General features: G+C 45.6%; 24 protein-coding genes and 1 other annotated feature. Of the genes, 2 read left to right on the top strand and 22 right to left on the bottom strand.

Going from position 1 to position 22,913, the window contains the following annotated elements; genetic code table 11:
* The 12 genes from carA to lspA all read right to left on the bottom strand — a co-directional run bounded on the left by carA (position 1) and on the right by lspA (position 11,652).
* A complete protein-coding gene (gene carA / locus ASD24_RS12705; RefSeq protein WP_056696192.1) occupies positions 1 to 1,140 on the bottom strand; it encodes a glutamine-hydrolyzing carbamoyl-phosphate synthase small subunit in 1,140 nt (379 codons plus the stop codon).
* Between the two features lie 358 nt (positions 1,141 to 1,498).
* Entirely contained in the window at positions 1,499 to 2,803 is a 1,305-nt protein-coding gene (locus ASD24_RS12700; RefSeq protein WP_056696190.1) for a dihydroorotase, read from the bottom strand.
* 123 nt (positions 2,804 to 2,926) lie between these two features.
* Positions 2,927 to 3,838, bottom strand: coding sequence for an aspartate carbamoyltransferase catalytic subunit (locus tag ASD24_RS12695; protein WP_145045883.1), 912 nt, complete (start codon positions 3,836 to 3,838; stop codon positions 2,927 to 2,929).
* Positions 3,838 to 4,401 (bottom strand): bifunctional pyr operon transcriptional regulator/uracil phosphoribosyltransferase PyrR, encoded by a 564-nt coding sequence (gene pyrR, locus ASD24_RS12690; RefSeq protein WP_056696186.1) that lies wholly within the window; start codon positions 4,399 to 4,401, stop codon positions 3,838 to 3,840. The genes ASD24_RS12695 and pyrR overlap by 1 nt, the downstream gene beginning before the upstream one ends.
* Positions 4,402 to 5,030: 629 nt before the next feature.
* Entirely contained in the window at positions 5,031 to 6,332 is a 1,302-nt protein-coding gene (locus ASD24_RS12685; protein WP_056696184.1) for a DUF6080 domain-containing protein, read from the bottom strand.
* 79 nt (positions 6,333 to 6,411) lie between these two features.
* Positions 6,412 to 6,732 (bottom strand): permease, encoded by a 321-nt coding sequence (locus tag ASD24_RS12680; RefSeq protein WP_235540540.1) that lies wholly within the window; start codon positions 6,730 to 6,732, stop codon positions 6,412 to 6,414.
* Positions 6,719 to 7,009, bottom strand: a complete 291-nt coding sequence (locus ASD24_RS12675) for an EamA family transporter (RefSeq protein WP_442952591.1) — start codon at positions 7,007 to 7,009, stop codon at positions 6,719 to 6,721. Before ASD24_RS12675 ends, ASD24_RS12680 begins: the two co-directional genes overlap by 14 nt.
* A 26-nt stretch (positions 7,010 to 7,035) precedes the next feature.
* The gene (locus ASD24_RS12670) at positions 7,036 to 7,668 is read right to left on the bottom strand and encodes an HAD family hydrolase (protein ID WP_082560389.1); all 633 of its coding nucleotides are present in this window, start codon (positions 7,666 to 7,668) and stop codon (positions 7,036 to 7,038) included.
* Positions 7,669 to 7,704: 36 nt separating this feature from the next.
* Entirely contained in the window at positions 7,705 to 8,619 is a 915-nt protein-coding gene (locus ASD24_RS12665) for a decaprenyl-phosphate phosphoribosyltransferase (protein ID WP_442952589.1), read from the bottom strand.
* Between the two features lie 185 nt (positions 8,620 to 8,804).
* Entirely contained in the window at positions 8,805 to 10,058 is a 1,254-nt protein-coding gene (locus tag ASD24_RS12660; RefSeq protein WP_056696180.1) for an LL-diaminopimelate aminotransferase, read from the bottom strand.
* Positions 10,059 to 10,166: 108 nt separating this feature from the next.
* Positions 10,167 to 11,069 (bottom strand): RluA family pseudouridine synthase, encoded by a 903-nt coding sequence (locus ASD24_RS12655; protein ID WP_397339267.1) that lies wholly within the window; start codon positions 11,067 to 11,069, stop codon positions 10,167 to 10,169.
* A gap of 88 nt (positions 11,070 to 11,157) precedes the next feature.
* Positions 11,158 to 11,652 (bottom strand): signal peptidase II, encoded by a 495-nt coding sequence (gene lspA / locus ASD24_RS12650; protein ID WP_056696177.1) that lies wholly within the window; start codon positions 11,650 to 11,652, stop codon positions 11,158 to 11,160.
* 222 nt (positions 11,653 to 11,874) lie between these two features.
* Between lspA and ASD24_RS12645 the strand changes: the two genes are divergently transcribed.
* Positions 11,875 to 12,612 (top strand): TraR/DksA C4-type zinc finger protein, encoded by a 738-nt coding sequence (locus tag ASD24_RS12645; RefSeq protein ID WP_056696175.1) that lies wholly within the window; start codon positions 11,875 to 11,877, stop codon positions 12,610 to 12,612.
* 26 nt (positions 12,613 to 12,638) lie between these two features.
* Here the strand turns inward: ASD24_RS12645 and ASD24_RS12640 are convergent, their stop codons facing one another.
* Positions 12,639 to 12,980 (bottom strand): DUF5665 domain-containing protein, encoded by a 342-nt coding sequence (locus ASD24_RS12640; RefSeq protein ID WP_056696174.1) that lies wholly within the window; start codon positions 12,978 to 12,980, stop codon positions 12,639 to 12,641.
* A 436-nt stretch (positions 12,981 to 13,416) separates the two neighbouring features.
* Positions 13,417 to 16,515 carry an isoleucine--tRNA ligase gene (ileS, locus tag ASD24_RS12635; protein ID WP_056696172.1) on the bottom strand — a complete coding sequence of 1,033 codons (3,099 nt, stop codon included), beginning with the start codon at positions 16,513 to 16,515 and terminating at the stop codon, positions 13,417 to 13,419.
* A gap of 149 nt (positions 16,516 to 16,664) precedes the next feature.
* On the opposite strand from ileS, the gene ASD24_RS31315 reads away from it, so the two are divergent.
* Positions 16,665 to 16,793: a hypothetical protein gene (locus ASD24_RS31315; protein ID WP_268795327.1), complete on the top strand. Its 129-nt coding sequence runs from the start codon at positions 16,665 to 16,667 to the stop codon at positions 16,791 to 16,793.
* Between the two features lie 315 nt (positions 16,794 to 17,108).
* Positions 17,109 to 17,396, bottom strand: a binding site (T-box leader).
* 58 nt (positions 17,397 to 17,454) lie between these two features.
* Here ASD24_RS31315 and ASD24_RS12630 read toward each other — a convergent pair.
* The 8 genes from ASD24_RS12630 to sigG all read right to left on the bottom strand — a co-directional run bounded on the left by ASD24_RS12630 (position 17,455) and on the right by sigG (position 22,890).
* On the bottom strand, positions 17,455 to 17,964 hold the full coding sequence (locus tag ASD24_RS12630; protein WP_056696170.1) for a DivIVA domain-containing protein: 510 nt from the start codon (positions 17,962 to 17,964) through the stop codon (positions 17,455 to 17,457).
* Between the two features lie 238 nt (positions 17,965 to 18,202).
* Positions 18,203 to 18,985, bottom strand: a complete 783-nt coding sequence (locus ASD24_RS12625) for a YlmH family RNA-binding protein (RefSeq protein ID WP_056696167.1) — start codon at positions 18,983 to 18,985, stop codon at positions 18,203 to 18,205.
* A 15-nt stretch (positions 18,986 to 19,000) separates the two neighbouring features.
* Entirely contained in the window at positions 19,001 to 19,261 is a 261-nt protein-coding gene (locus ASD24_RS12620) for a YggT family protein (protein ID WP_056696907.1), read from the bottom strand.
* A 16-nt stretch (positions 19,262 to 19,277) separates the two neighbouring features.
* Positions 19,278 to 19,745: a cell division protein SepF gene (locus ASD24_RS12615; RefSeq protein ID WP_056696165.1), complete on the bottom strand. Its 468-nt coding sequence runs from the start codon at positions 19,743 to 19,745 to the stop codon at positions 19,278 to 19,280.
* Entirely contained in the window at positions 19,736 to 20,437 is a 702-nt protein-coding gene (locus ASD24_RS12610) for a YggS family pyridoxal phosphate-dependent enzyme (protein WP_056696164.1), read from the bottom strand. Before ASD24_RS12610 ends, ASD24_RS12615 begins: the two co-directional genes overlap by 10 nt.
* 5 nt (positions 20,438 to 20,442) lie before the next feature.
* Positions 20,443 to 21,342, bottom strand: a complete 900-nt coding sequence (gene pgeF, locus ASD24_RS12605) for a peptidoglycan editing factor PgeF (protein ID WP_056696163.1) — start codon at positions 21,340 to 21,342, stop codon at positions 20,443 to 20,445.
* Between the two features lie 51 nt (positions 21,343 to 21,393).
* Positions 21,394 to 21,783: a YlmC/YmxH family sporulation protein gene (locus tag ASD24_RS12600; RefSeq protein WP_056696162.1), complete on the bottom strand. Its 390-nt coding sequence runs from the start codon at positions 21,781 to 21,783 to the stop codon at positions 21,394 to 21,396.
* Between the two features lie 324 nt (positions 21,784 to 22,107).
* Complete coding sequence (gene sigG / locus ASD24_RS12595; protein ID WP_056696161.1) at positions 22,108 to 22,890, bottom strand: RNA polymerase sporulation sigma factor SigG; 783 nt, start codon at positions 22,888 to 22,890, stop codon at positions 22,108 to 22,110.
* Between the last annotated feature and the right edge of the window lie 23 nt (positions 22,891 to 22,913).

Here is a 22,913-nt window from a genome sequence, read left to right as displayed (position 1 = left end):
TTATTGTGCTCCTTTCACTGCAGCTGCCAATACGGCTTGACGTGGCTGTGGTGGGTTAGTGATTTTGTGCTCACGAATCATCTCAATGAAACGATCGAACAGATAGCTGTTATCGTAAGGCCCTGGCGCTGCTTCCGGGTGGTACTGTACCGAAAACGCTGGGAATGTTTTATGTTTCAGACCTTCAATGGTCTTATCGTTATTGTTAATATGTGTTACTTCCAGATCTGTGTTCTTCACAGAATCCTCATTCACCGTGTAACCATGGTTCTGAGAAGTGATGAAGCAACGTCCACTTTCAAGCTCTTTCACCGGATGGTTTCCGCCGCGGTGTCCGAATTTCAGTTTCTCTGTATCCGCTCCTGCTGCAAGAGCGAAGAGTTGGTGACCAAGGCAGATGCCGAAGATCGGATATTCGCCGAGCAACTCACTGATCATTTTGACTGCGTGAGGGACATCTTTTGGATCCCCAGGGCCGTTGGACAACTGGATGCCGTCTGGGTTCAAGCGACGAATCTCGTCTGCAGTTACATCATGAGGAACAACAACTACGTCACAGTTACGTTTGCTAAGTTCGCGCAAGATCCCTGTTTTTGCACCGTAATCTACCAACACAATGCGTTCAGCCGTTCCGGGGCTATTGTACACATGAGGAGTCGACGTCAGTGGAACTTGGTTACGCAGCTCAGCGATTGTTGTATCGCCCATCATCTCCAACAGTTCTTCCACAGGTTTCGATCCTGTTGTGAGAATTCCCTTCATCGTGCCATGGTGGCGAATCCGGCGAGTCAACATGCGTGTATCAATTTCGCTGATACCTACAATGCCGTATTCTTTGAGCAGATTGTCTACGCTGTACTCTGCACGCCAGTTACTTGGCGTTGGCTCATGACGACGTACCACAAAGCCGTGTACAAATGGACGAATCGACTCAAAGTCATCACGTGTAATTCCGTAGTTACCGATTAACGGATACGTCATGGTTACGATTTGACCGCAATAAGAAGGATCCGAAAGCACCTCTTGGTAGCCTGTAATTCCCGTATTAAAAACGACCTCACCCGTTGTTTCACCTTCAGCTCCGAACGCTTTACCAGTGAACAGTGTGCCGTCTTCCAACAATAATCTCGCCTGTGCCATCCCATCTCACTCCTCTGTGTTTATCAACGTTGAATGTCATTTAGGTTGAACTTAGCTTAAGTTTGAGCGGCTCCGCGGACAGAAAGCCCTGCGATCGCTGTTATCCCCTGATTACTTTTTAATCAATTTTTCAATTGATGTAATCCGGTGATAAAGGCGAGCGCTTCGCTTCTTCGGGTTCTTTCTGCCCGCTCCGCAGTTACTTCAGCGTCCAAGTTCAAAAGACTGCATTCAACGTGCTTGTTTCTTATATTGGACTCTCGGCATAAGCTGCCTCGAGTTAGTTAGTTATAAAGATGTTACTCGTTAACATTTGTAGAATAAGAATTAATCTGTATCAGTTCAGTAATTTACCAATTTACTGTTGTACCGTGTTATTCCACACGCTTTTGCCATCTACCCACGTTTGCACAGGCCAGCCTTTTAGCTTCCATCCTGTAAATGGTGTGTTTCTTCCCTTAGTGGCAAATGTAGATGGATCAACTGCTTTTTCTTGATTCAGATCAATCATCGTAATATCGGCTGGAGCGCCCTCTTCAAGCTTACCTGTATCCAGTCGGAATACTCGAGCCGGGTCAGCAGTCATCCGTTTAACCAGGAAGTCGAGTGTCCAGATTCCTGTCTCCACAAACTTCGTGTAGAGAAGTGGGAAAGCTGTTTCGAAACCGACGATTCCGAATGGTGCAAGTTCCATTCCTTTTGCTTTCTCTTCTTCGCTATGCGGTGCATGATCCGTTACGATCATATCCAGCGTTCCGTCCTGCAAGCCTTCAATGCAAGCCTGCACATCGCGTGGTGAGCGTAACGGTGGGTTCATTTTCCAGTTAGAATCCATGCCCGGAATATCTTCATCAGATAAGAGCAAATGGTGCGGACATACCTCAGCAGTTACCTTGATACCAATGGACTTCGCCAAGCGGATCAAGCGAACCGATTGTTCTGTGCTGACATGGCATACATGGTAGTGAACTCCCGTAGCTTCAGCTAGCAGGATGTCCCGGCCAACATGAATCGCTTCGGATTCATTCGGGATACCTTTGATGCCGTGACGTTTGGAGAATTCCCCTTCGGTCACATAGCGACCCACAACTAATGAATCATCTTCACAGTGGGCAATAACCGGCATATCCATACTTGCTGCAAGAGTCATCGCGTCCTTCATCATTTGAGCATTTTGTACGCCTACTCCGTCATCCGTGAATCCAATCGCACCCGCTTCTTTCAGTGCGGCAAAGTCGGTAAGCTCACGGCCAAGTTCATTTTTAGTGATCGCCGCATACGGCAGTATTTTAACCAGATCAGCTTCCTTCGCTTTATCCAGTACCAGCTTCACGGTATCCGGATTGTCGGTTACAGGTCTAGTATTTGGCATACATGCAATCGTAGTAAAACCGCCTTGTGCCGCTGACCGCGCGCCTGTTTCAATCGTCTCTTTGTGCTCGAATCCCGGTTCGCGCAGATGCACATGCATGTCAATTAGCCCTGGGATAACCAGTTTGCCTGAAGCATCCGTTATACTCTCAGCTGATTTTTCAGCAAGTTGCACGGCCTCGTCTTCCACTCCAGCGATAGCTTGAATCTTTCCTTCATCTATAATGATGCTTTTCCGTTCAAGTTCCCCTTTTTGATTCAAGACATTTGCATTTTTAATAACCTGTACCATGATTGCCCTCCGCTTCGGTTCTGTCCGACTTTCTAGAAGCCGGATGATTTGGTTTATCGTTTACCCTCTTATTGCTCTATAAGAACTCTCATCCGTAAGCCTATGCCCTTGAGCCCAACGTTGCTACAGCTTCATCGCACGTTCCATAACCGCCATGCGGATTGGAACTCCGTTTGCCATTTGCGGGAAAATCCGCGATGCCGCACTTTCGACAACCGCGTCGTCAATTTCGACGTTACGGTTTACAGGTGCTGGATGCATAATGATGGTACTTGGTTTAAGGCTTGCCGCCCGTTCTTCCGTCAATCCGTAGTGTTCGCGATAATCCTCTGCCGAGGTAATAATTCCTTGCTTGTGACGTTCGAGTTGAACCCGAAGCATCATGACTACATCCGCATCCAAAGCATCTGGCAGCTCTACATATGGAGCATGCTCTGCAAGTTCAGGTGCCTGCATCGTTTCTGGAGCACAGAAGCGTACATCTGCACCAAACTTCTGCAACGCCCACAGGTTGGATCGAGCGACCCGGCTATGCTTAATGTCTCCGATGATGGAAACACGCAGACCTTTTAGCTCACCGAACGCTTTGCGCATCGTGTACAGATCCAACAAAGCTTGTGTCGGGTGCTCGTTATTGCCGTCTCCCGCGTTCACCAGCGGCACATTCACTTTTTGCGCCAACTGTTGCAGAACTCCTGAAGGCTTCAAGCGAATAACCCCTGCATCAATGCCCATGGATTCAAGGGTTCGCACCGTATCGTAGATGGACTCGCCTTTCTCTACACTGGACGCCGCCGCAGTAAAGTTCAGCACTTGAGCACCTAATCGTTTCTCTGCCATTTCGAAGGAGAACCGAGTGCGTGTGCTGTTCTCGAAGAACATGTTAGCGACAAATCGTGATTCTAGAACAGGGACAAGTTTCTCTTGTTGCGCTTCCCAGTGAGCCGCTCTGTTTAGGATTGATTCTATCTCTCCACGACTTAATTCTTTAAGTCCTAGCAGGCTGCGATCTTTCAATGCTGGTTGTGTAATCATCATGCTTGCTCCCCCCGGTTCTGAATGATTTTGACTTCGTCCTGTCCATCCGTCTCCATGAGTGCAACCTCGATCTCCTCTGATTTGGAAGTCGGCACATTTTTGCCGATAAAATCAGGGCGAATCGGAAGCTCGCGGTGACCGCGATCCGCAAGAACGGCCAATTGAATGTTTTGCGGTCTTCCGCAATCCATCAGAGCGTCCATTGCTGCGCGAATCGTTCTGCCGGTATACAGCACATCATCGAACAAAATCACTTTTTTGTTATGAATGGAAAGTGATTCAGGTGTGATAATCAAAAGTTCCTTCCGTGTCTCGCCAGCTACATCAAGGCGATCATCACGATAAGGGGTTACATCCAGTTCTCCCCAGGGGATTGGCGTACCTTCGATCTCTTCGATCTTGGCTGCAATTCGTTCCGCAAGATACACACCCCGCGTTCGAATTCCAATAAGTACACATCCGTCAATACCTTTGTTTTTCTCCAATATCTCATGGGCAATCCTTGTTAAAGCGCGGCGGATCGCCGTTTCATCCATAATGACATGTGTTTCTGTGCTCATGCGTTCAGCCTCCTCAGGATTCCTTTCAGATCATGGCCCCGTGACGAGGAGAACAAAAAAGACTCCTTGCCGTGTTTAATGGCAAGGAGTCTCCAAACTTCAGTCTACGCTGAAGAAAGTTTACTCTCGGGGATGCATCATTTCATTTGCCGCAGCAAATAAACGATGTATCGTTCACGTTACCTTGCCAGTCTCACGGGACTGATTTAAAGGTGCTATTCATGACGTCCATCTGGCAGTACCTCACAGGGTGCTGTTATCCATCAGGTCGTTTTATCTTCATGAATTATGACAGAAAGACAACCCCCTGTCAACACCTCACCATAACAGGCGAAATTCCTCTGCTGTGATTCTCTTAGAATCAGCATTAGGGCTGAAAAACATCCATGCACACTACATTTCATTCGTCATTCATAATTATACAATAAATCTGTATATTTATCCATAGGTAATTATTCAAGGCTGTACACCAAAATAACCCTTTTCCCACATTAATAATGCGGTAAAGGGTTATAAAAGGTTTCGTGAATGTATTTAATGAACCAGTACGATAAGATATTTTTTCATGAATAGGCACATCATTATTTGTTATCACGAGTAGAACAATCGACGGATTAATTCCAACTCTGCTACTCAACAACAACCTTCTTCCCTAATTGCTCGTAGGACTGTTTAATGGTTGTGAGTGTCTCCACATGACGATATATATTATTGCCTGCTGTTATGAGTATACTTACGATCAATAAACCAACCAGAACTTTTTTCCCCGTTCCCTGACGTAAACCAGTAACAAATCCTCCACCTAATAGGAAGAAAGCAAACAAATAATGCCCAGCATACAGATACATGTCATATTGGAATACAGCGAGTCCAAAACCAACGACAATATGAAGCAAAAACGCAAATATAACATAAGGAAGCAGTGTCCAGACTTCACGTTCCCGAATACCTTTGATTGCTCCGGTAAGAGCAAGAAGCAAGATGAACACACCTGTAATTTGCACATATATTGGATTGGATCGTGTGAGATCCGTGACAAACGCAACCATACTCGGGTCAAGCAAAATAACTTTTGGCGTTAAGATCGGATTAATGGTTAATAAATTCAGTGCTTTCCAGTGAACGGCGAACTGAAAAGGTGTTGCATAACTCGTTCCTCCGTTTTGAATACCCAGCAGCCAATTGGTTACCCAGCTTCGTCCACCGAGGGATACATATTGAATAACGGTAAATATTACAATCAAGGCACCTGCCAATAACATAATGCCGATAAATTTTGTCCATCCAGCCTTACTTCTCCACGTCCGCATATTGCCAAATAAAGCAGCAGCAAATGGAACAATATTGGTTGATGTTAACCCAAAATTCACAGTGGCCAGAACAGCATGAGGTACAACACGAACTTCATTCTGTTCGCGAGAATATTGCAGATATATCACAGATAACAAGATCACAAATTGCACATATGGGTAGGAATCAGGAATCAAAGCCGTGAACATCAAATACGAACTAAAGCCAAATAAAAGCGCAAAAAGTAACGGTATCGTGATCGTTCTGTCCTTCTTACTTAGAAAAACAAATACCAATACAACAGAAGCAGCGTTTATAAAGGATTGCAGGACGAGAAAGAATCCATTGCCACCTAACAACTGCGCTCCAGCGCCCAGAGCAAGAGCCATAAACGAAATTAGCGGATGAATAATGGATGAGCTATTGGTTCCGTAATACATCGATGGATCGAAATTGAATAAATTAAGCGGAAAAAGATGTGTACTAAATGGCGAGTAGACTGCCAAGCGATCTGCATTTTCCGAAATATAACTTACGTACGCCAGATTCATGACACCGTAAAAAAGGGCAAAACCAACGAACAAGTAAAGTGCTGCCCAATTTGTTTTGCGATTGTAAAATATGTATTCTGAAAATTTCATGCACTCACATCCAATTTCTTTGATTACAAACATGTTATGAACTTAAGACCAAGCTGTAGGTAGAGTAGCCTCGCCCGGACTACAGTACGAGAAAACATAACCCGCCCATGATGCAAATGACGCCTAGCCAGCGCAGTCTGCCGACATTTTCCTTAAATGCAAATCGAGCGATGAACAGCGTCCACACATAGGTGAGTGCATTGGCAGGTAATACCACCGTCAGTGGCAGAAACTTCAATAATAAAATATTCAGCAGTGCTCCTGTACCATAGAAGCCGAGCCCAATCAATACATGTATTCGTCTGCGACTGGTTGCATAGGCTTTCAAACCTGCTCCCCCCATCGCCCCGCATAACGTCATCACAATGAGTACAACAATCATCCAGCTATCGATCAACACTAGTCAATGTCACCCCAATTCCGAGCAATACAACGGCTGCCAGCTTTTGGACTGTAATATCCTCACCGAGTAGCAAATATCCATAGATCAGCGCAAAAATGTAACTGGCACACATCAAGGGATAAGCAACTGACAACTTTTCCAACGCGAAGGCTTTGATCATCAAAATCGCACCCAATCCGTAACATAGGAAGCCGGCACCCAAGAAAAACCAGTCCGTCAGTCCCCATTTCCAGAACAGTTGACCTGTCGCTGTAAGAAAAGCAGAGATAAGCATTAGTAACTTTCCCGTATAGCGACTTCTTATTTCCCCCACGATAACGCCTCCGTCTCCGGCACATGTCTGTTGATAAAATACCGCTGTGCCACGAGCTGCATCACCGGCATATCAGACAAGGAATCTGAGTAAGCGCAGGACTGATCGTAGTCAATAACCATGCCCTTCTGATCGAGATATGCTTGTATACGTCGTACCTTCTCCTCACCTTTGCAATTCAAGCCTTCAACGGTACACGTATATCCTTGATCATGGCGTATTAGTTCTGTTCCAATTACGTGATCGACCCAAGGGAAATTCTCAAAATACTTCATGTACGCATGTGGAGATGCTGTAACGAGCAAAACATGATACCCCGCCTCCTTGCGATGTTGCATCTCCACACTGGCTTCAGCAAAGATGGCTTTCCGCAATCTGGATTCAAAAAAATGACTTAGATCTTCTTCCGTCATACGTTCAATCCCTTTAAAATACGAGCGTTTGACTCGTTCAACACTCATAAGTCCTGCCTTAAACATCAATGTGTGTAGAGCAATCACAGGTAATCTCCACGATTGTCCTGGGTAACGCCGAACACCATAATGCACGAATTGAAACATGGAATCGGTACGTATAATCGTTTTATCAATATCAAATATCGCAATTTTTGTACTTCTCACTTTGATCCCCCTTACGCTCTAGAAATCACAAACGCCTTATTCGAAAATAGCAAAAATGCAGATTACGCTAATCACATACAGTATCACGGTAATGAGTATAGGCTTGTCCTCAAATAATACCCGATCTGGTGAACCACCCTGATTCTTCATATGAATCAAATACAGGTAACGGAACATACCATAAATAACTAAAGGAATCGTCCACATGAGGTGTATTGTTCGATCCGACGTAAATGTAAATAACGAGTAACTGATAATGGTTGCTGTTGTAACAATAGTATTAAACTGATCCAACAAGGTAATCGAATAGTTATCAAGAACCTTGCGATGGGAGCCTGTATTGCCTTCAAGCAAAGTAAGTTCGTTTCTCCGTTTCCCAATGGCCAGAAAAAGCGAAAGTAACAGCGTACAGATTAGAAACCATGGTGTAAAAGGAACATGAATTAACACTCCACCTGCAATTGCCCGTAACACAAAGCCAGCAGCAATGGTCATCATATCCAATATCACAAGGTGTTTCAGCACAAATGAATAAGATACATTCAATATAAAGTACACGATACACAATACGCCGAATATCGGGTTGACCACAAATGCTGTTCCTACAGATCCAATCAACAGCAAGGCACCAAATAGAAGGGCATGCGTCGGGTTCACCTGTCCTGAGGCAAGAGGGCGAAATTTCTTCACCGGATGTTGCTGATCCCTTTCTCTGTCCACATAATCATTCAGAATATACACGCAGCCTGCAACCAGACTAAATAAAATAAAACCAAGTATCGTCGTTAGAACCGTTTCGGTGCGAATTTCTTCAAAAGAAAACAGTAATGCTGCAAATAATAATCCATTTTTGGTCCATTGTTTAGGCCTTAATAATCGTATTAATCCTGATAGCGTGTTGCCAGTTCCTACAGAACTAGAGGACACTGAGTTCGTACGTGAAGATAACAATTTCCATAACTCCCTTCAATAACAACTTCTGTCTATAAAAACAACGTAAAGACTTTATCATATGTTGCTTGTATATTTTTGTAAAGGGGAATTTACCCTTAAAACCAAAAAAAAGAGACCGTTATCGGTCTCTTCTGTGATCTATCTTATTCAAACAAAAGTTTGTGTTGAACTAAAAGTGTTCATTAGAATTCAAACTGCACATCGCTTAGACGGCGTTTAATTTCAGCAATAACACGTTTCTCTTCCTCTTCTCCTTGCGCTACAAAGGTAACGGAGAAACGAACAAAATTGCCTGCATCATCCCAAGGTACAGAAGAAATCAATTTTTCGCGGATCAAGAATTGGGAGAAATCTTCCCCAGACTCAAAGCGACGTCCACCAACTACACCTTTCGGAGCTTCAACATAAAGGAAGAATGAACCTTTAGGTTTTTCAGCCTGGAAGCCCAGTTCGTTCAATGCAGCAACAAGCATGTCATGACGACGGGAATATTTCTCTGCAATTTTTTCAGTGATTTCCGGGTGATTCAATCCATAAGCAGCAGCTTTCTGGATCGCGATGAATTGACCGGAATCGTTGTTGTCTTTAATATCACTGAATGCTTTGACTACAAGCGGATTACCCGCTACGAAACCAATTCTCCAACCTGTCATGTTGTAGGACTTAGACAAGGAATGTAGCTCAACCCCAACGTCTTTTGCACCAGGTACAGACAAGAAGCTGAATGGTTTTTTGCCATCATACGTAAGGGCTGCATAAGGAGCATCATGGACAACCACTACGTTGTATTTCTTCGCCCATTCCACAACCTCGGTGAAGAATTCTACCGTTGCACTTGCACCCGTTGGGTTATTTGGGTAATTCAGATAAAGCAATTTCGCACGTTTGGCGATGTCTTCAGGAATCGCTGTCAGATCAGGCAAGAAGTTATTTTCTTTCGTCAACTGAATGTTGAACACTTCTCCACCAAGATATTTCGTGTGCGTACCCATTACTGGATATCCTGGCACCGTCATAATCGTTACATCGCCTGGGTTAATGAAGCAAGAAGGCATCATAGCCAGTGCAGGCTTCGAACCGATGGAATGCACGATTTCCGTATCTGCATCAATGCCATCCACGTTAAATACGTTCTTCAGGTAAGCTGCAGCAGCTTCCTTGAATTCTGGAATACCATTGTCAGCATAACCACGGTTCTCCGGTTTGGAAGCTTCTTGCGCCAGTGCAGCTACGATACCTGCATCTGCCATTTCATCAGGCTCACCTACACCAAGATCAATCAGCTCTACATCAGGGAAATCCTTTTTAGCTGAAGCTTTAGCGCGTTTAATTTTCTCGAATTTATAAATGTTTGTGTCTTTACCATAGTTGGAGCCGCCAATGCGGTCGGCAAAATTAGTTTGAATGTACGTTTCTTGATATTTATCGATACTCATTACGTGTTCATCTCCTCGTTTGACGCAAATTTCTACACTTTAATATGAAGCATTTGCGGAGGCTTAGCCATGGACAAAGTATCTGAACATTTGTACTTTCACGAGATGTCAGCGGCTACGTAGTGAGGAGAGGACATCTTCCATATCCTGCGGAATCGGAGCAGAGAACTCCAGATACTCTCCTGTTGTCGGATGAACAAAACCCAAGATCGCAGCATGTAAAGCCTGTCCTTGCATTTTGATGCCTTTGTTTCGTCCATATACCGGATCCCCTACAAGCGGATGTCCGATAAATTTCAGATGCACACGAATCTGATGGGTTCGACCTGTCTCCAGCTTCAGTTCCAACAAGGTATAGTCGTTGATCCGCTCCGTCACGTTGAAATGAGTAACAGCATGTTTACTGTTCCGCTCCGTTACCGTAAACATTTTACGGTCATTGGTGTCTCGTCCAATGGGTGCATCAATTGTGCCCTGATCATGGCTTAAGTGGCCATGAACAAGCGCGATATACCGTCTATTGACGCTATGATCCTTAAGCTGTGCAGCTAATGAGGCATGCGCCCGATCATTTTTGGCAGCCATGAGTAGACCCGATGTATCCTTATCAATACGATGCACAATGCCTGGACGCAGTTCTCCGTTAATTCCGGACAAGTCTTTGCAATGATGCATCAGCGCATTCACGAGCGTACCCGATGTATGTCCAGGTGCCGGATGTACAACAAGCCCCCGAGGTTTGTTAATGACGATAACGTCACTATCCTCGTATACAACTTCAAGTGGAATATCTTCAGGAATGATCTCTACTGCTTTCGGCTCAGGGATCTGCAGTACAACAAGATCACCTTCTGCTAATTTCGTATTTGCTTTGACCACAGCGCCATTCACAGTAACATTTCCCTCTGATATCCATAGCTGTACTTGAGAACGCGATACATTATCTATAGATTCAGTAATATATTTGTCGATTCGTTCCTTCTTATGCTCAAGAGAAATGATCCATTCCATACGTTCATCGTTCGTGATCTCATCATCAACATTCATGTGCAGTTCCTCAGTTGATGTGTTCTCGTTATTGTGTTCTTCCTTGTGTAAATTACTCATGGTGTTCATTCCTTTCAGTCTGTGCAGCAGCTTTCTCTCGACGTCCCTCAAGCAAGGTTTCGATGATGATCAGTGCTACACCAATACAGATTGCCGAGTCAGCGATATTAAAGATAGGGAACGTGTAGGTTCCAAAATTAAGCTGGATAAAATCGACAACCTCTCCGGTTAATGCGCGATCAAGGAAGTTTCCAATCGCTCCACCAAGCACTAAACTAAGCGCTATAGGCAGCAATTTGTGCGGGGTATCCTTTACCTTTTGCAAATACCAGACCAATGCAACAACGACAACCAAAGTAACGACAATAAAGAACCAACGTTGATCCTGTAATATGCCAAAGGCTGCACCCGAGTTGCGATGTGATGTGATGACAAAGAAATTGCCGATCACTGGGATTTCTTCTCTTAGTTCCATTCGAGTTGCAATTAAGAATTTTGTTCCCTGATCCACCAAAAATACGATAAAAGCGAGGATATAATACACCACGTTTGTTTGTCACTCCGATCTTGTCTTTTCCAAACGATACCAGGCTTAACGCCAGACTTGTTCATTGTAGCACAGCTGTTTAGAAATCGTCCACGGGCGCGCTGTGCTGCAGATCGGTTGGTAAAAACGATAACAATTCCCTTCTGTAATCCCGCACGCAATGGTACATCCTACAGTAGAGTCCACATCCGGCTTATGCACGGAGCAGAAAGGGGGAACATGATGTCACATTTTACAGCCAAACAACTACAATCCCTTCAATCTCAGCTTATTACCGAGAAGCAGGATATTGAGCATAGGCTCAAGCAGAACGAACATTATGGTCTGGGTGATTCAATGCGATTTCAGACAGGTGAATTATCGCCAATCGATAATCATCCCGGTGATCTAGCTACCGAAATGTATGACCGTGAAAAAGATATTTCCTTGCTGGAGCACGATGAGTTCCAATTGGAGCGAATTGATTCGGCTCTTCATGCCATTCAAGAGGGACATTACGGCATATGCGCTGTCTGTCAGCAACCCATTAATTATGAGCGCATGCAGGCAGTTCCTTACACCAAATACTGCAAAAAACATCAACCCGAGACCGTTGTTTCTGAGAATCGACCGGTGGAGGAGGAATTGCTTGCTCCTGCATTTGGCCGAACCAGCTTGGATGAACGAGATGATCAAAATGGCTTCGATGGCGAAGATGCATGGCAGATCGTTGAAAGCTGGGGAAGCTCTAATTCACCGGCGATGGCTGAAGGCCGAGACATTGATAGTTATGACGTCATGGCAATCGAGGCCACGGATGAGATTGAAGGTTGCGTTGAAGCCTACGAGAGCTTTGTTGCAACCGACATCTATGGTCATGACGTGTCCATCGTCCGCAATCGGCAATATCGACAGTATCTAGAAAACCGAGAAGGTGATAACCTTCTAGAGCCTGATTCATCTTCGGACGATCTGTACTGACCCTCTACCGTCTTTTCAAAGGGTGCTCAGTTCAGTTCGAGCTGGCGTTGTACGATTCTGACGATATCCGCAATGTAATCACCTACAATAGGTAGATTAAGTGCTCCCAGTACCTGTAACACATAAATGATGGTTGCTGCAAAAAAGGTAAAGCCAATGGCAATTCCTACACCCCGGGCAGTTCCAGATAACAGGTTAAGTCCGATTAATTTCCACGGTCGGTTCAACAGCTCTGTATATTGAGCAATACGTGACCGTTCGAGCTCATTAGCAATTCGATTGGTTAACGTATGAAGCTCTCCGATTTTATCATCTGCATCGTTCGTTGCTGACAAGGGTGAGGCATCTTGTTTCTCATTATCGTTCATGTTTCGCTCAGTCCTTTGGAATAGAGTGACTGCACAATAGCAATCATTGCCCATTTGCCGAAAAACCAAACGAGCCAAGATACAGGGATTTTCATCCTTGCATCTAAGGCTCGTTTTGTCTTTAATAGGTTGTTCAAAAAATCCGCTTTTAATTACGAAGGATGCCTAAGAGCATCTCTGCGTCGAAGATGGAATTCAGCCGAAATAAGTAGATGCTTACGAAGGTTGTTTCCTTCAGAAACAATGTAGTTGCTCACGTAGTTCTGCCTACACTCCGCTACTCCATTTCTAGCTTCATCCCATCTTCTCGGTACTGAAAACCGTCCTTTTTGAACATGCGCTATAAGGTATATTCTGCCCCATTTAAAATGGGGCTACTCCATCGTAACTGAGATCATGACTCATTCAACCTGTACTCAAGCTTCAGATCAGGACATTACGCCTCGATATAAACACCGAACGTTTTGCCACCAGCTTCGATCTGTACCATGTTATCCACTTTAGCAAATGTAACCTCAGTTACGAGGACATTCTCACGCAGTACATCATCAAACGCCTGAATGGCTGCTTGAAGCTCTGCATCTACGTCCAGTGTCAAACGGACTCTTTTCTCAATCGGTAGATCCAGTTTCTTCCGAGTATCCTGAACAGCACGAACGACTTCACGAACCCAGCCCTCTTGTTCCAGCTCTGTTGTGATTTCCGTATTGAGTGCTACCGTCAAACCATAACCAGACGCAGAAGCAAAACCTGATTTGGCATGCTTATCTACCAGCAGTTCCTCTTGGGTCACTTGCAGCTCTTCTCCTTCTGGAGAAACCACAATCAGTACACCTTCTGTAACAACTTTGCGAGTTTCGTCAGCGGACATGCCTTTGAAGAAATTCTGCAGGAATCCAACATTTTTACCATACTTCTTCCCTGCGACTTTCAAGTTCAATTTCAATGAGAAGTCTACGAATTCCGCATCATCATTCTCTGTACGGATTGCCTTCACATTAATCTCTTCCTTGATGATCTCTTCATAACTATCCAAGTCGAAGCCTTTATCTAGTGATACGATCAACTCGGACAATGGCTGACGTGTCTTGATGCCTGTTTCGTTACGTACGTTACGAGCCAATTCAACGACCCGGCGTGCTGTTTCCATATCCTGTTCCAGCTTCAGATCAATCCATGCCTCTTGAGCTACCGGATAACCCTCCATATGCACACTCTCACCCGTAGTCAGGTTCAGATAGATATCCTCTGCCAGCATCGGTGTAAATGGAGCCACCAGCTTCGCTGTAGTCACGAGCACTTCAGTAAGTGTACGATAGGCATCCAGTTTATCTTCTGTTAATCCAGCTCCCCAAAAACGGTCACGGGAACGACGGATGTACCAGTTGCTCAGCTCATCCACAAACGCTTCAATCGCTTTGGAAGAATTCAAGTAATCATTCACAGCGAGCGCTTTTTCTACAACTAGGATCAGGCTGTTCAGTCTGGACAAAATCCAACGATCCAGCTTGTGTGAAGAGAGCTTGAACGGATGCTCCTGTGGATCAAATCCATCAATCGTGGCATACAACGTTAGGAATGCGTGTGTGTTGACAAGTGTATCCACCATTTTGGATTTAGCTTCACCGACAATCCCTTTGGAGAAACGTTTGCTATTCCATGGTGCACTGTCAGACAACAATGCCCAGCGGAATGCATCTGTACCATATTCTTCGATAACTTCCCATGGGTCGATGACATTACCTTTGGATTTGGACATTTTCTGTCCACTCTCATCCAATACGTGGCCTGTTGCCATAACCGCTTTGTAAGGCGCTTTGCCTGTCAGAAGTGTAGAAACCGCCAGCAAACTGTAGAACCAGCCACGAGTTTGGTCGATACCTTCACAGATCATATCTGCTGGGTATTGCTGTTCAAAGGTTTCTTTATTTTCAAACGGATAATGTTGTTGAGCAAACGGCATCGAACCACTGTCAAACCAAACGTCGATGACTTCTGGTGTACGTGTCATCTCGTATTTACCACAAGAGCTCATAACCTTTACATCGTCTACATACGGCTTGTGCAACTCCAAATTCTCAGGCACGTCCCCTACCGCACGAGCACGTAATTCAGCGATGCTATGTGGAGCGAATTGTTCTCCCGTCTCTTCACATACCCAGATGTTGAGCGGTGTTCCCCAATAACGATCACGGCTGATGTTCCAGTCCACCAGATCTTCCAGGAACTTACCGAAACGGCCTTCACGAACGTGACCTGGATACCATTCTACATCACTGTTGTTTGCGATGAGTTGATCCTTGATCGCTGTCGTTTGGATAAACCAACTGTCCATTGCATAGTACAGAAGTGGTGTATCACAACGCCAGCAGAATGGATAGCTGTGCTCATATTTTTCTTTGCTAAACAAACGCCCATTCTCTGACAGATAACGTACGATATCAATATCGCAGTCCTTCACGAAACGTCCGGCAAAGTCTGTAACCTCTGCTACAAACTTACCTTCAAGATCCACCATGTTCACGAAGCTGATTCCATTCTCACGGCATACACGGTAGTCATCCTCACCATGTGCAGGGGCCATGTGTACGATACCCGTACCGCTTGCATCTGTTACGAAGCTTGCTCCAAGGACGATGTTTGCTTTCTCAGCCTGTACGTAGTTGAACGGAGGGCTATAGGTTTGACCAACCAGGTCAGAACCCTTCAATGCTCCAATTACTTCATACTCCCCTTTGGCGTCCTTCATTACTTTTTCTACAAGGTTGGTCGCCATGATATATACTTCGTTATCCTGACGCACACGGGAGTAGTCCATATCCGGATTCACCGCAAGTGCAACGTGGGAAGGAAGTGTCCAAGGCGTTGTTGTCCAAGCAAGGACAAATTCACCACTGTCATTCAGCTTAAATTTCGCTGTAGCACTTAGATCTTTAACATCCTTGTATCCCTGTGCAACTTCGTGAGAACTAAGCGTTGTTTGACAAGATGGGCAATACGGACTAACGCGGTGACCGCGGTAGAGCAGTCCCTTCTCATGGATTGTCGCCAAGATGTTCCATACACTCTCGATGTAGTTGTTATCCAGCGTGATATATGGATGATCCATATCTGTCCAATAACCGATTCCTTCTGTCAGGTCACGCCACTGCTGTTCATATTCAAATACGCTGGCCTTACATTCATTGATGAATTTCTCTACACCGTAATCCTCGATCTCCCATTTGTGAGAGATACCCAGTTTCTTCTGTACACCCAATTCAACTGGAAGACCGTGTGTATCCCAACCTGCTTTACGAACGACACGGTACCCTTTCATGGTGTTGTAACGTCCTACAAAGTCCTTAATGACCCGACCCAATACGTGACCGATATGCGGCTTACCATTGGCTGTTGGTGGTCCTTCGTAAAATACAAAGTTTGGCTTACCTTCACGATTCTCAATTGATTTCTGGAATGTGTTCTCTGTTTTCCATTTGTTTAACATGCGTAGCTCTCTAGCCCGCGCTTTTTCTTTGACATCAACTCGTTGCATGATGATCATCTTCCTTTCAGCTGTTAAATTGTGGACCGTCCACAAAAGCGTTTCAATCCCCCTAAATCCCCCTTACCAAGGGGGACCCCATAGGCGCTCCGCCCTCTGGACACCCGGGATGGGTTTGTCTTGGGAGAGTCTACGGCGCTATGGGATGTGTGTTCGTGCGCTGCGGCGGCTCTAATGCGGCTCGTTCCCTGTGTGAACGCCGCAGAGCCTCACTGCGTGGGTTCGGTTGCCGTCCGCTTCGCCCGGACGGCGAGTGGCTCTCTCCTTGAGCTCCCTACGGGGCTCATGGACGTTCGCCTTAGCGAACCCCTGTGCCGTCCGCTTCGCCCGGACGGCGGTTGGCTCTCTCCTTGAGCTCCCTTCGGGGCTCATGGACGTTCGCCTTAGCGAACCACTGTGCCGTCCGCTTCGCCCGGACGGCGAATGGCTCTCTCCTTGAGCTCCCTGCGAGGCTCATGGGCGTTCGCCTTAGCGAACCACTGTGCCGTCCGCTTCGCTCGGACGGCGGTGGGCTCTCTCCTTGAGCTCCCTACGGGGCTCATGGACGTTCGCCCTTTTTTAGACACAAAAAAACCTCATCCCTGGAAAGGGACGAGGTTGTGCTCGCGTTACCACCCTAATTCTGTTCATCACAAACCACATCCAATACAATTGGGTATGCTCTGTCATCAACAGCGCTTATGCCCCGCTAACTTCAGCAGGGTGCCGATATAACGTTCGGCTCACGGTTTCGCTTACGCACGGCATAGTCACCGCTTCAGCGTCACTTCTCCGGGGAGATATTCGGCTATAACTCATCCATTGGCTTGCACCGATATGCCAACTCTCTGAGGGATGAGATCATAACGTACTGAACCCGTCATGGAATCACTATTCATTATGAATATAGTTATAGCCTCTTTGCAGACAAAAGTCAACCAGGCACGTAGACTAATAAATTTCCTTCATTTCCCGCTCCCGATCACGGACTTCCTGCTCCCGGCTCTCCAGCGCTTCCCAACCATCTTGAGACAACAATTCAAGCTGTGCTTCAACAAGTGTACGGAAACGAGCACGATAGATGGAAGCTTGCTTCTTGAGCTCTTCAACTTCTAGAGCAATTTTACGCGATTTAGCCAAAGATTCGTTGACGATGCGGTCCGCATTTTTCTCTGCTTCCTTCACGATCAACTGTGCTTCCTTCTTCGCGTTATTCTTCACATCATCGGCAGCTTCCTGCGCGATAATAATTGTTTTGCTGAGCGTTTCCTCAATGGTTGCAAAATGATCCAGTTTCTCCTGAACGGACAGCAACTGATTGCTCAGTTCTTTGTTTTCGCGAATGACGCCTTCATAATCTTTGATGACTTGATCCAGGAACTCATTGACTTCATCCTCGTCATACCCACGCAAGCGTCGGGAAAATTCCTTGTTATGTATGTCCAGCGGCGTTAATGGCATGCTGTCCACCTCCTGTAAAAGTTCCTTCCCTTGAGAAGGTTTGCAGCATATGGGTTCAACCCAAAAATCCGTATGCAGAATCCCGTAGAGATCTATACGAGTAGACGGCTAGACCACCTTGTGATCTTTATCGGTTAGGATAACCCTTTGCACTCCAATGTATATCGGAAACATCGAATGTTTTTTACACCTTTATTTTAAACATTTCGACAAGAAAGCTTGTTTTCCTGCAACACATCTAGGCAAATTTGCCGATTTTTACGCGACAGCGTCCTTTTTTGGTCATACCATCCTGCTCCATCACCTTGAAACGGCCAAAGCCTTGGATCGAGACCACATCGCCAGCCTTCAATGACTTGGAAGGATCCTCTTCCACCTTCCAGTTCACACGGCAACGCCCTGCCTTAATAGGCACCAGGACCTTACTGCGACTTAAACGATAAACATCTGCACAGATTCCATCCAGACGCAGCGAAGCGACCGTGATGTCCATCGTGTCCAGCTTGCCCTCTGACCATTTCATCTGATCGATCGGCAACAATTCTGTGAAGACATGTACACGGTGCACCTGATTCAATTGAAGCGATAAAAAAGCGCCGGTCTCCGCAGCCACTACAGTGTGGCATCCGTCATCCAGCACTTGGATATCTCCAATCTTACCCCGCTTCATCCCAAGCCCGAGCAGGGCACCCATATAGTCCCCATGCTCCAGCTCACTAATCTTCTGGTCATCCGACGTGATACTCATCACCTGCATACCCATGTCTTCATCATCCAGATAACGATAGTCAGGTGCGATCAACGCGCGTTTACGTTCAGCCGTTTCATATCCACCGTCCAAACGAATCTGTACATCATCACGGCGATTCACAAGCGTTTGCAAAATAAAAACCTGTCTTGGATCAAGAAAATCAGTAAGCTTCATATCATGATACTTACCTGCACGTTCTATCCAATCGGAGGCTTTATCCACAAAGTCTCGCTCGTCATGACTAAAATGCTCGTAAATTTCACCACTCATCTGTGCCCACCCTGCCTACAATAAATAGCCCAAAATTGTGAATAGCCCCATACGAACTAACGTCAGCGTAAAGAGCGCTACGATTGGAGAGATATCCAATGTCCCGAATAGAGGAGGTATAAACCTTCTAAAGGGACTTAAGTATGGCTCTACAAATTTACCCAACATCTCACCGATGAAACTCTCTCTAGCGTTAGGTAGCCAGGACATCAGAATATACGCAATAATCATCCAATAATAAATGTTAAACAGTGTATCCAACAAACTAAAAATCATCGGACTCAAAAACGGCTCACCTCATTCTGTTATAATCTTGCTCGCTGTCAGCCAGTATTTCCGAAATTGCTCCCTGAATTTCAACTGTATCTGGCGTACAGAGAAAAATGTTGCCGCCAATTTTAGAAATTCCGCCGCCCAGGGCATATACTGTACCACTCAAAAAATCGATCACGCGTAATGCCTGATCCTGACGCACTCGCTGTAAGTTAACAACAACCGTGCGATGGGAACGAAGATGATCGGCGATCTCTTGAGCTTCGTCATATGAACGCGGTTCATAAAGGACAACTTTAACATTTTTCTGGGAATGAATGCTCACGACATTATTCCCCCTTTGGTTTCTACGTTTATCCAGACTGGAGGTTTCATTTTCTTGATGTTCTGCCTCAGTTTCCTCTTGCGCTGCCATACGTTCACGCTCCACAATCTCTTCTTCTTCCTGGAGCCCTAGGAAATTCATGAATTTATTCATTACGCCCATCGTGAACCCTCCTCTTTTCCTACAAGAATTGAACCCAGCCGAACCCATGTTGCCCCTTCTTCAATGGCCACTTCAAAATCATTAGACATGCCCATAGAGAGCTGGGTTATTGGTTCTGAGGTCAAGGCTTGTCCATTTAAGTCGTCTCTAAGCTCACGAAGTCCACGGAATACAGGACGGGTAAGCTCAGGGTTTTCCTCATGAGGCGCCATCGTCATTAGCCCGACAACTTTTAGGTTGCTAAATGAACTGATCTCACGCAAAAATGGTTGTGCCTGTTCGGGCTGTAATCCATATTTGCTCTCTTCACCCGAAATGTTAACTTGTAGAAAGGTCTCCACCTGGATACCCAGTGCAGCCGCCTTTTTATCAAGCTCTTTCGCTAGGGATAAACGATCCAGGGAGTGTATGTAGCGGAATTTACCAATAACGTCCTTCACTTTGTTCGTCTGCAGGTGACCAATAAAATGCCATGTGCCTTGTTGGCCAAAAGCCTCCCATTTTGCCTGCGCATCCTGCCAGCGGTTTTCTCCAATATGCTCAAGACCATGCTGCAACACTGCTCCCGTCGTTTCAAGCGAGACGTATTTGGTAACTGCAATTACGTTCACTTCCTCACGTACACGGTTACTGCGCTGACACGCGTCTTCAATCTTCTGATTTACCTGTTGTATACGCTCCCCCAATGACACAGAGGTCACCTCTCTTCCAGCCCAATCCAACTCGCCATTCTACCGGTTGTTCCATTTTCTTTGCGATAAGAAAAAAACAGTTCCGTGTGGCAGCTTGTACACCAACTTGTACATTCGATATGATCCGGCAATATTCCTGCTTTCATCATAATGTGTCGATTACATTCTTTCAAGTTTAACATCGTTTTACCATGATTGGCAGGTCGATAGATGCGATTAGGAGCAGATTCCTTGTATTCATCATTACCCGTAGCATCATCTAGCCAAACCCGTACATGCTGCATAACGTTTTCGTCCACTTCATAACAGCAGTCTCCAATAGAAGGCCCAATCGCGCAGCGAATGTCTTGCCTCCGGCTTCCATAGGTCTCTTCCATTGTTTCTACCATGGACTTTGCGATTCCAGCAACAGTACCTTTCCACCCCGCATGGGCAAGCCCCACCGCTTGTTGAACAGGATCATAGAAGTACAGAGGTACGCAGTCTGCATAGAATGACGTTAATAACACACCGGGTACATTCGTAACCAATCCATCCGTATCCTGAATGGCAGACTGCCGATCCTGCAAACCTCTGCCTCGATCCTCTGCGGTAATTACCGCTACGTGTTTGCCATGCACCTGTTCTCCGCAAGTCCAAGCATCTACCGAGAAGCCGAGTTGCTCTGCAACAAGCTTGCGGTTATGAAGAACATCGTCTGCATGATCTCCCACATGATAGGCACAATTCAGACTGGCATAAGGAGCAATACCAACGCCTCCCTGCCTCGTAGTAAATCCTGCGGTCATCTGACTGAATTGCCGTCTCCACGGCTCCAGATGTAACAACCTCGGTTCAGTATCTGTTTGTCCTGCCTGCTTTATATCTTGTTCTGTATAATTTTGATCTAAAATAAAAGGTTCCATCGTCTCACCTCACAACTTCCAGTTTACCAAATGTAGCGCATTCTGTCTTGACTATATCGTTCGCCGCTGGCTACGCTCTAACCGCTCAATTCGTTCTTCACGTTGTGTACGCCCCTGCTGTTCATCGTACATCCGCGCTTCCCGGTCACGATCATCTAGAACCGTTTCCTTTACCTCATCCATTTTGACCAGTATAACGTCCGAGCCGATCTTTACGATATTTCTCCATGGAATGACCAGATCTGTTCCACCCCCAAACAACCCCATAAACCGGCTATACCCTGGCACCACAATGGCTTCAATACGTCCCTGTTTCAGATCCAGCTCCAAGTCACTTATCTGACCTAACCGCTTGCCATCGGTAATATTAATAACTTCCTTTGTTTGAAAATCAGAAATCTTCACACCTCTGGATACGGATTCTCCTGTATTTCCCTTCATCCGGCTTCCTCCTGCCTTTGCCCACCATCACTTATAGGGGTTGTTGAAAAAGTCCGCTTTTGATTACAAAGGATGCCCTGTGGCATCTTAACGTCGAATATGGAATTCAGCCGAAATGTCCGTTGCTCACGTAGTTTTTCCTACGCTCCGCTACTCCATTTCTACCTTCATCCCATCTTCTCGGTACTGAAAACCACCCTTTTTGAACACGCACTTATATATAATTATATGTGCCTGCTGCGAAAAATGTCCTATTTCTCGCCTCACAGCAAAAAGGCGATCCTAGGTTTTTTCCTCTGATCGCCTTCTTTGCTTAACCCCGTATTACGATTTAACATGCTTTTGCATTTGTTGTATGGCCGACTTCTCCAGACGCGATACCTGTGCTTGAGAAATACCGATCTCATCTGCTACTTCCATTTGCGTTTTCCCTTCAAAAAACCGCATGGACAAAATCATTTTTTCACGTTGTCCAAGACGATGCATCGCTTCTCGAAGCGCAATCTCTTCAATCCATGATACATCCTTGTTTTTATCGTCACTGATCTGATCCATCACATAGATCGGATCTCCACCATCATGATAAATCGGTTCAAAGAGTGAAACCGGGTCTTGGATGGCATCTAGTGCAAACACGACATCTTCCTTAGGCACATTGAGTGCTTCGGAGATTTCGAATATCGTCGGTTCACGGGAATTTTTATTAGTCAGGCTGTCACGAACCTGAAGTGCTTTATAAGCAATGTCCCGCAAGGAGCGAGATACCCGAATCGGGTTATTGTCGCGCAAGTATCTACGGATTTCCCCAATAATCATCGGAACCGCATACGTTGAAAATTTAACATTTTGGGATAAGTCAAAATTATCAATGGCTTTCATCAGGCCAATACATCCAACCTGGAACAGATCATCGACAAACTCCCCTCGATTGTTAAAGCGCTGAATGACGCTAAGTACTAGACGCAGGTTGCCATTCACTAATTTTTCTCTTGCTGAGCGATCGTGATGTTGCTGAAGAGAGTGAAATAACTCCCTCATTTCAGTGTTGGTGAGAACAGGCAATTTTGCGGTGTCCACGCCACAAATCTCGACTTTGTTTCGGGTCATCGTGATTTACCTCCCAAGGAGAA

Source organism: Paenibacillus sp. Root52, from assembly GCF_001426865.1.
Lineage (GTDB): Bacteria > Bacillota > Bacilli > Paenibacillales > Paenibacillaceae > Paenibacillus.
Note: the sequence above shows the minus strand (reverse complement) of the source record. Positions and strands in the feature narration are given on the sequence as shown.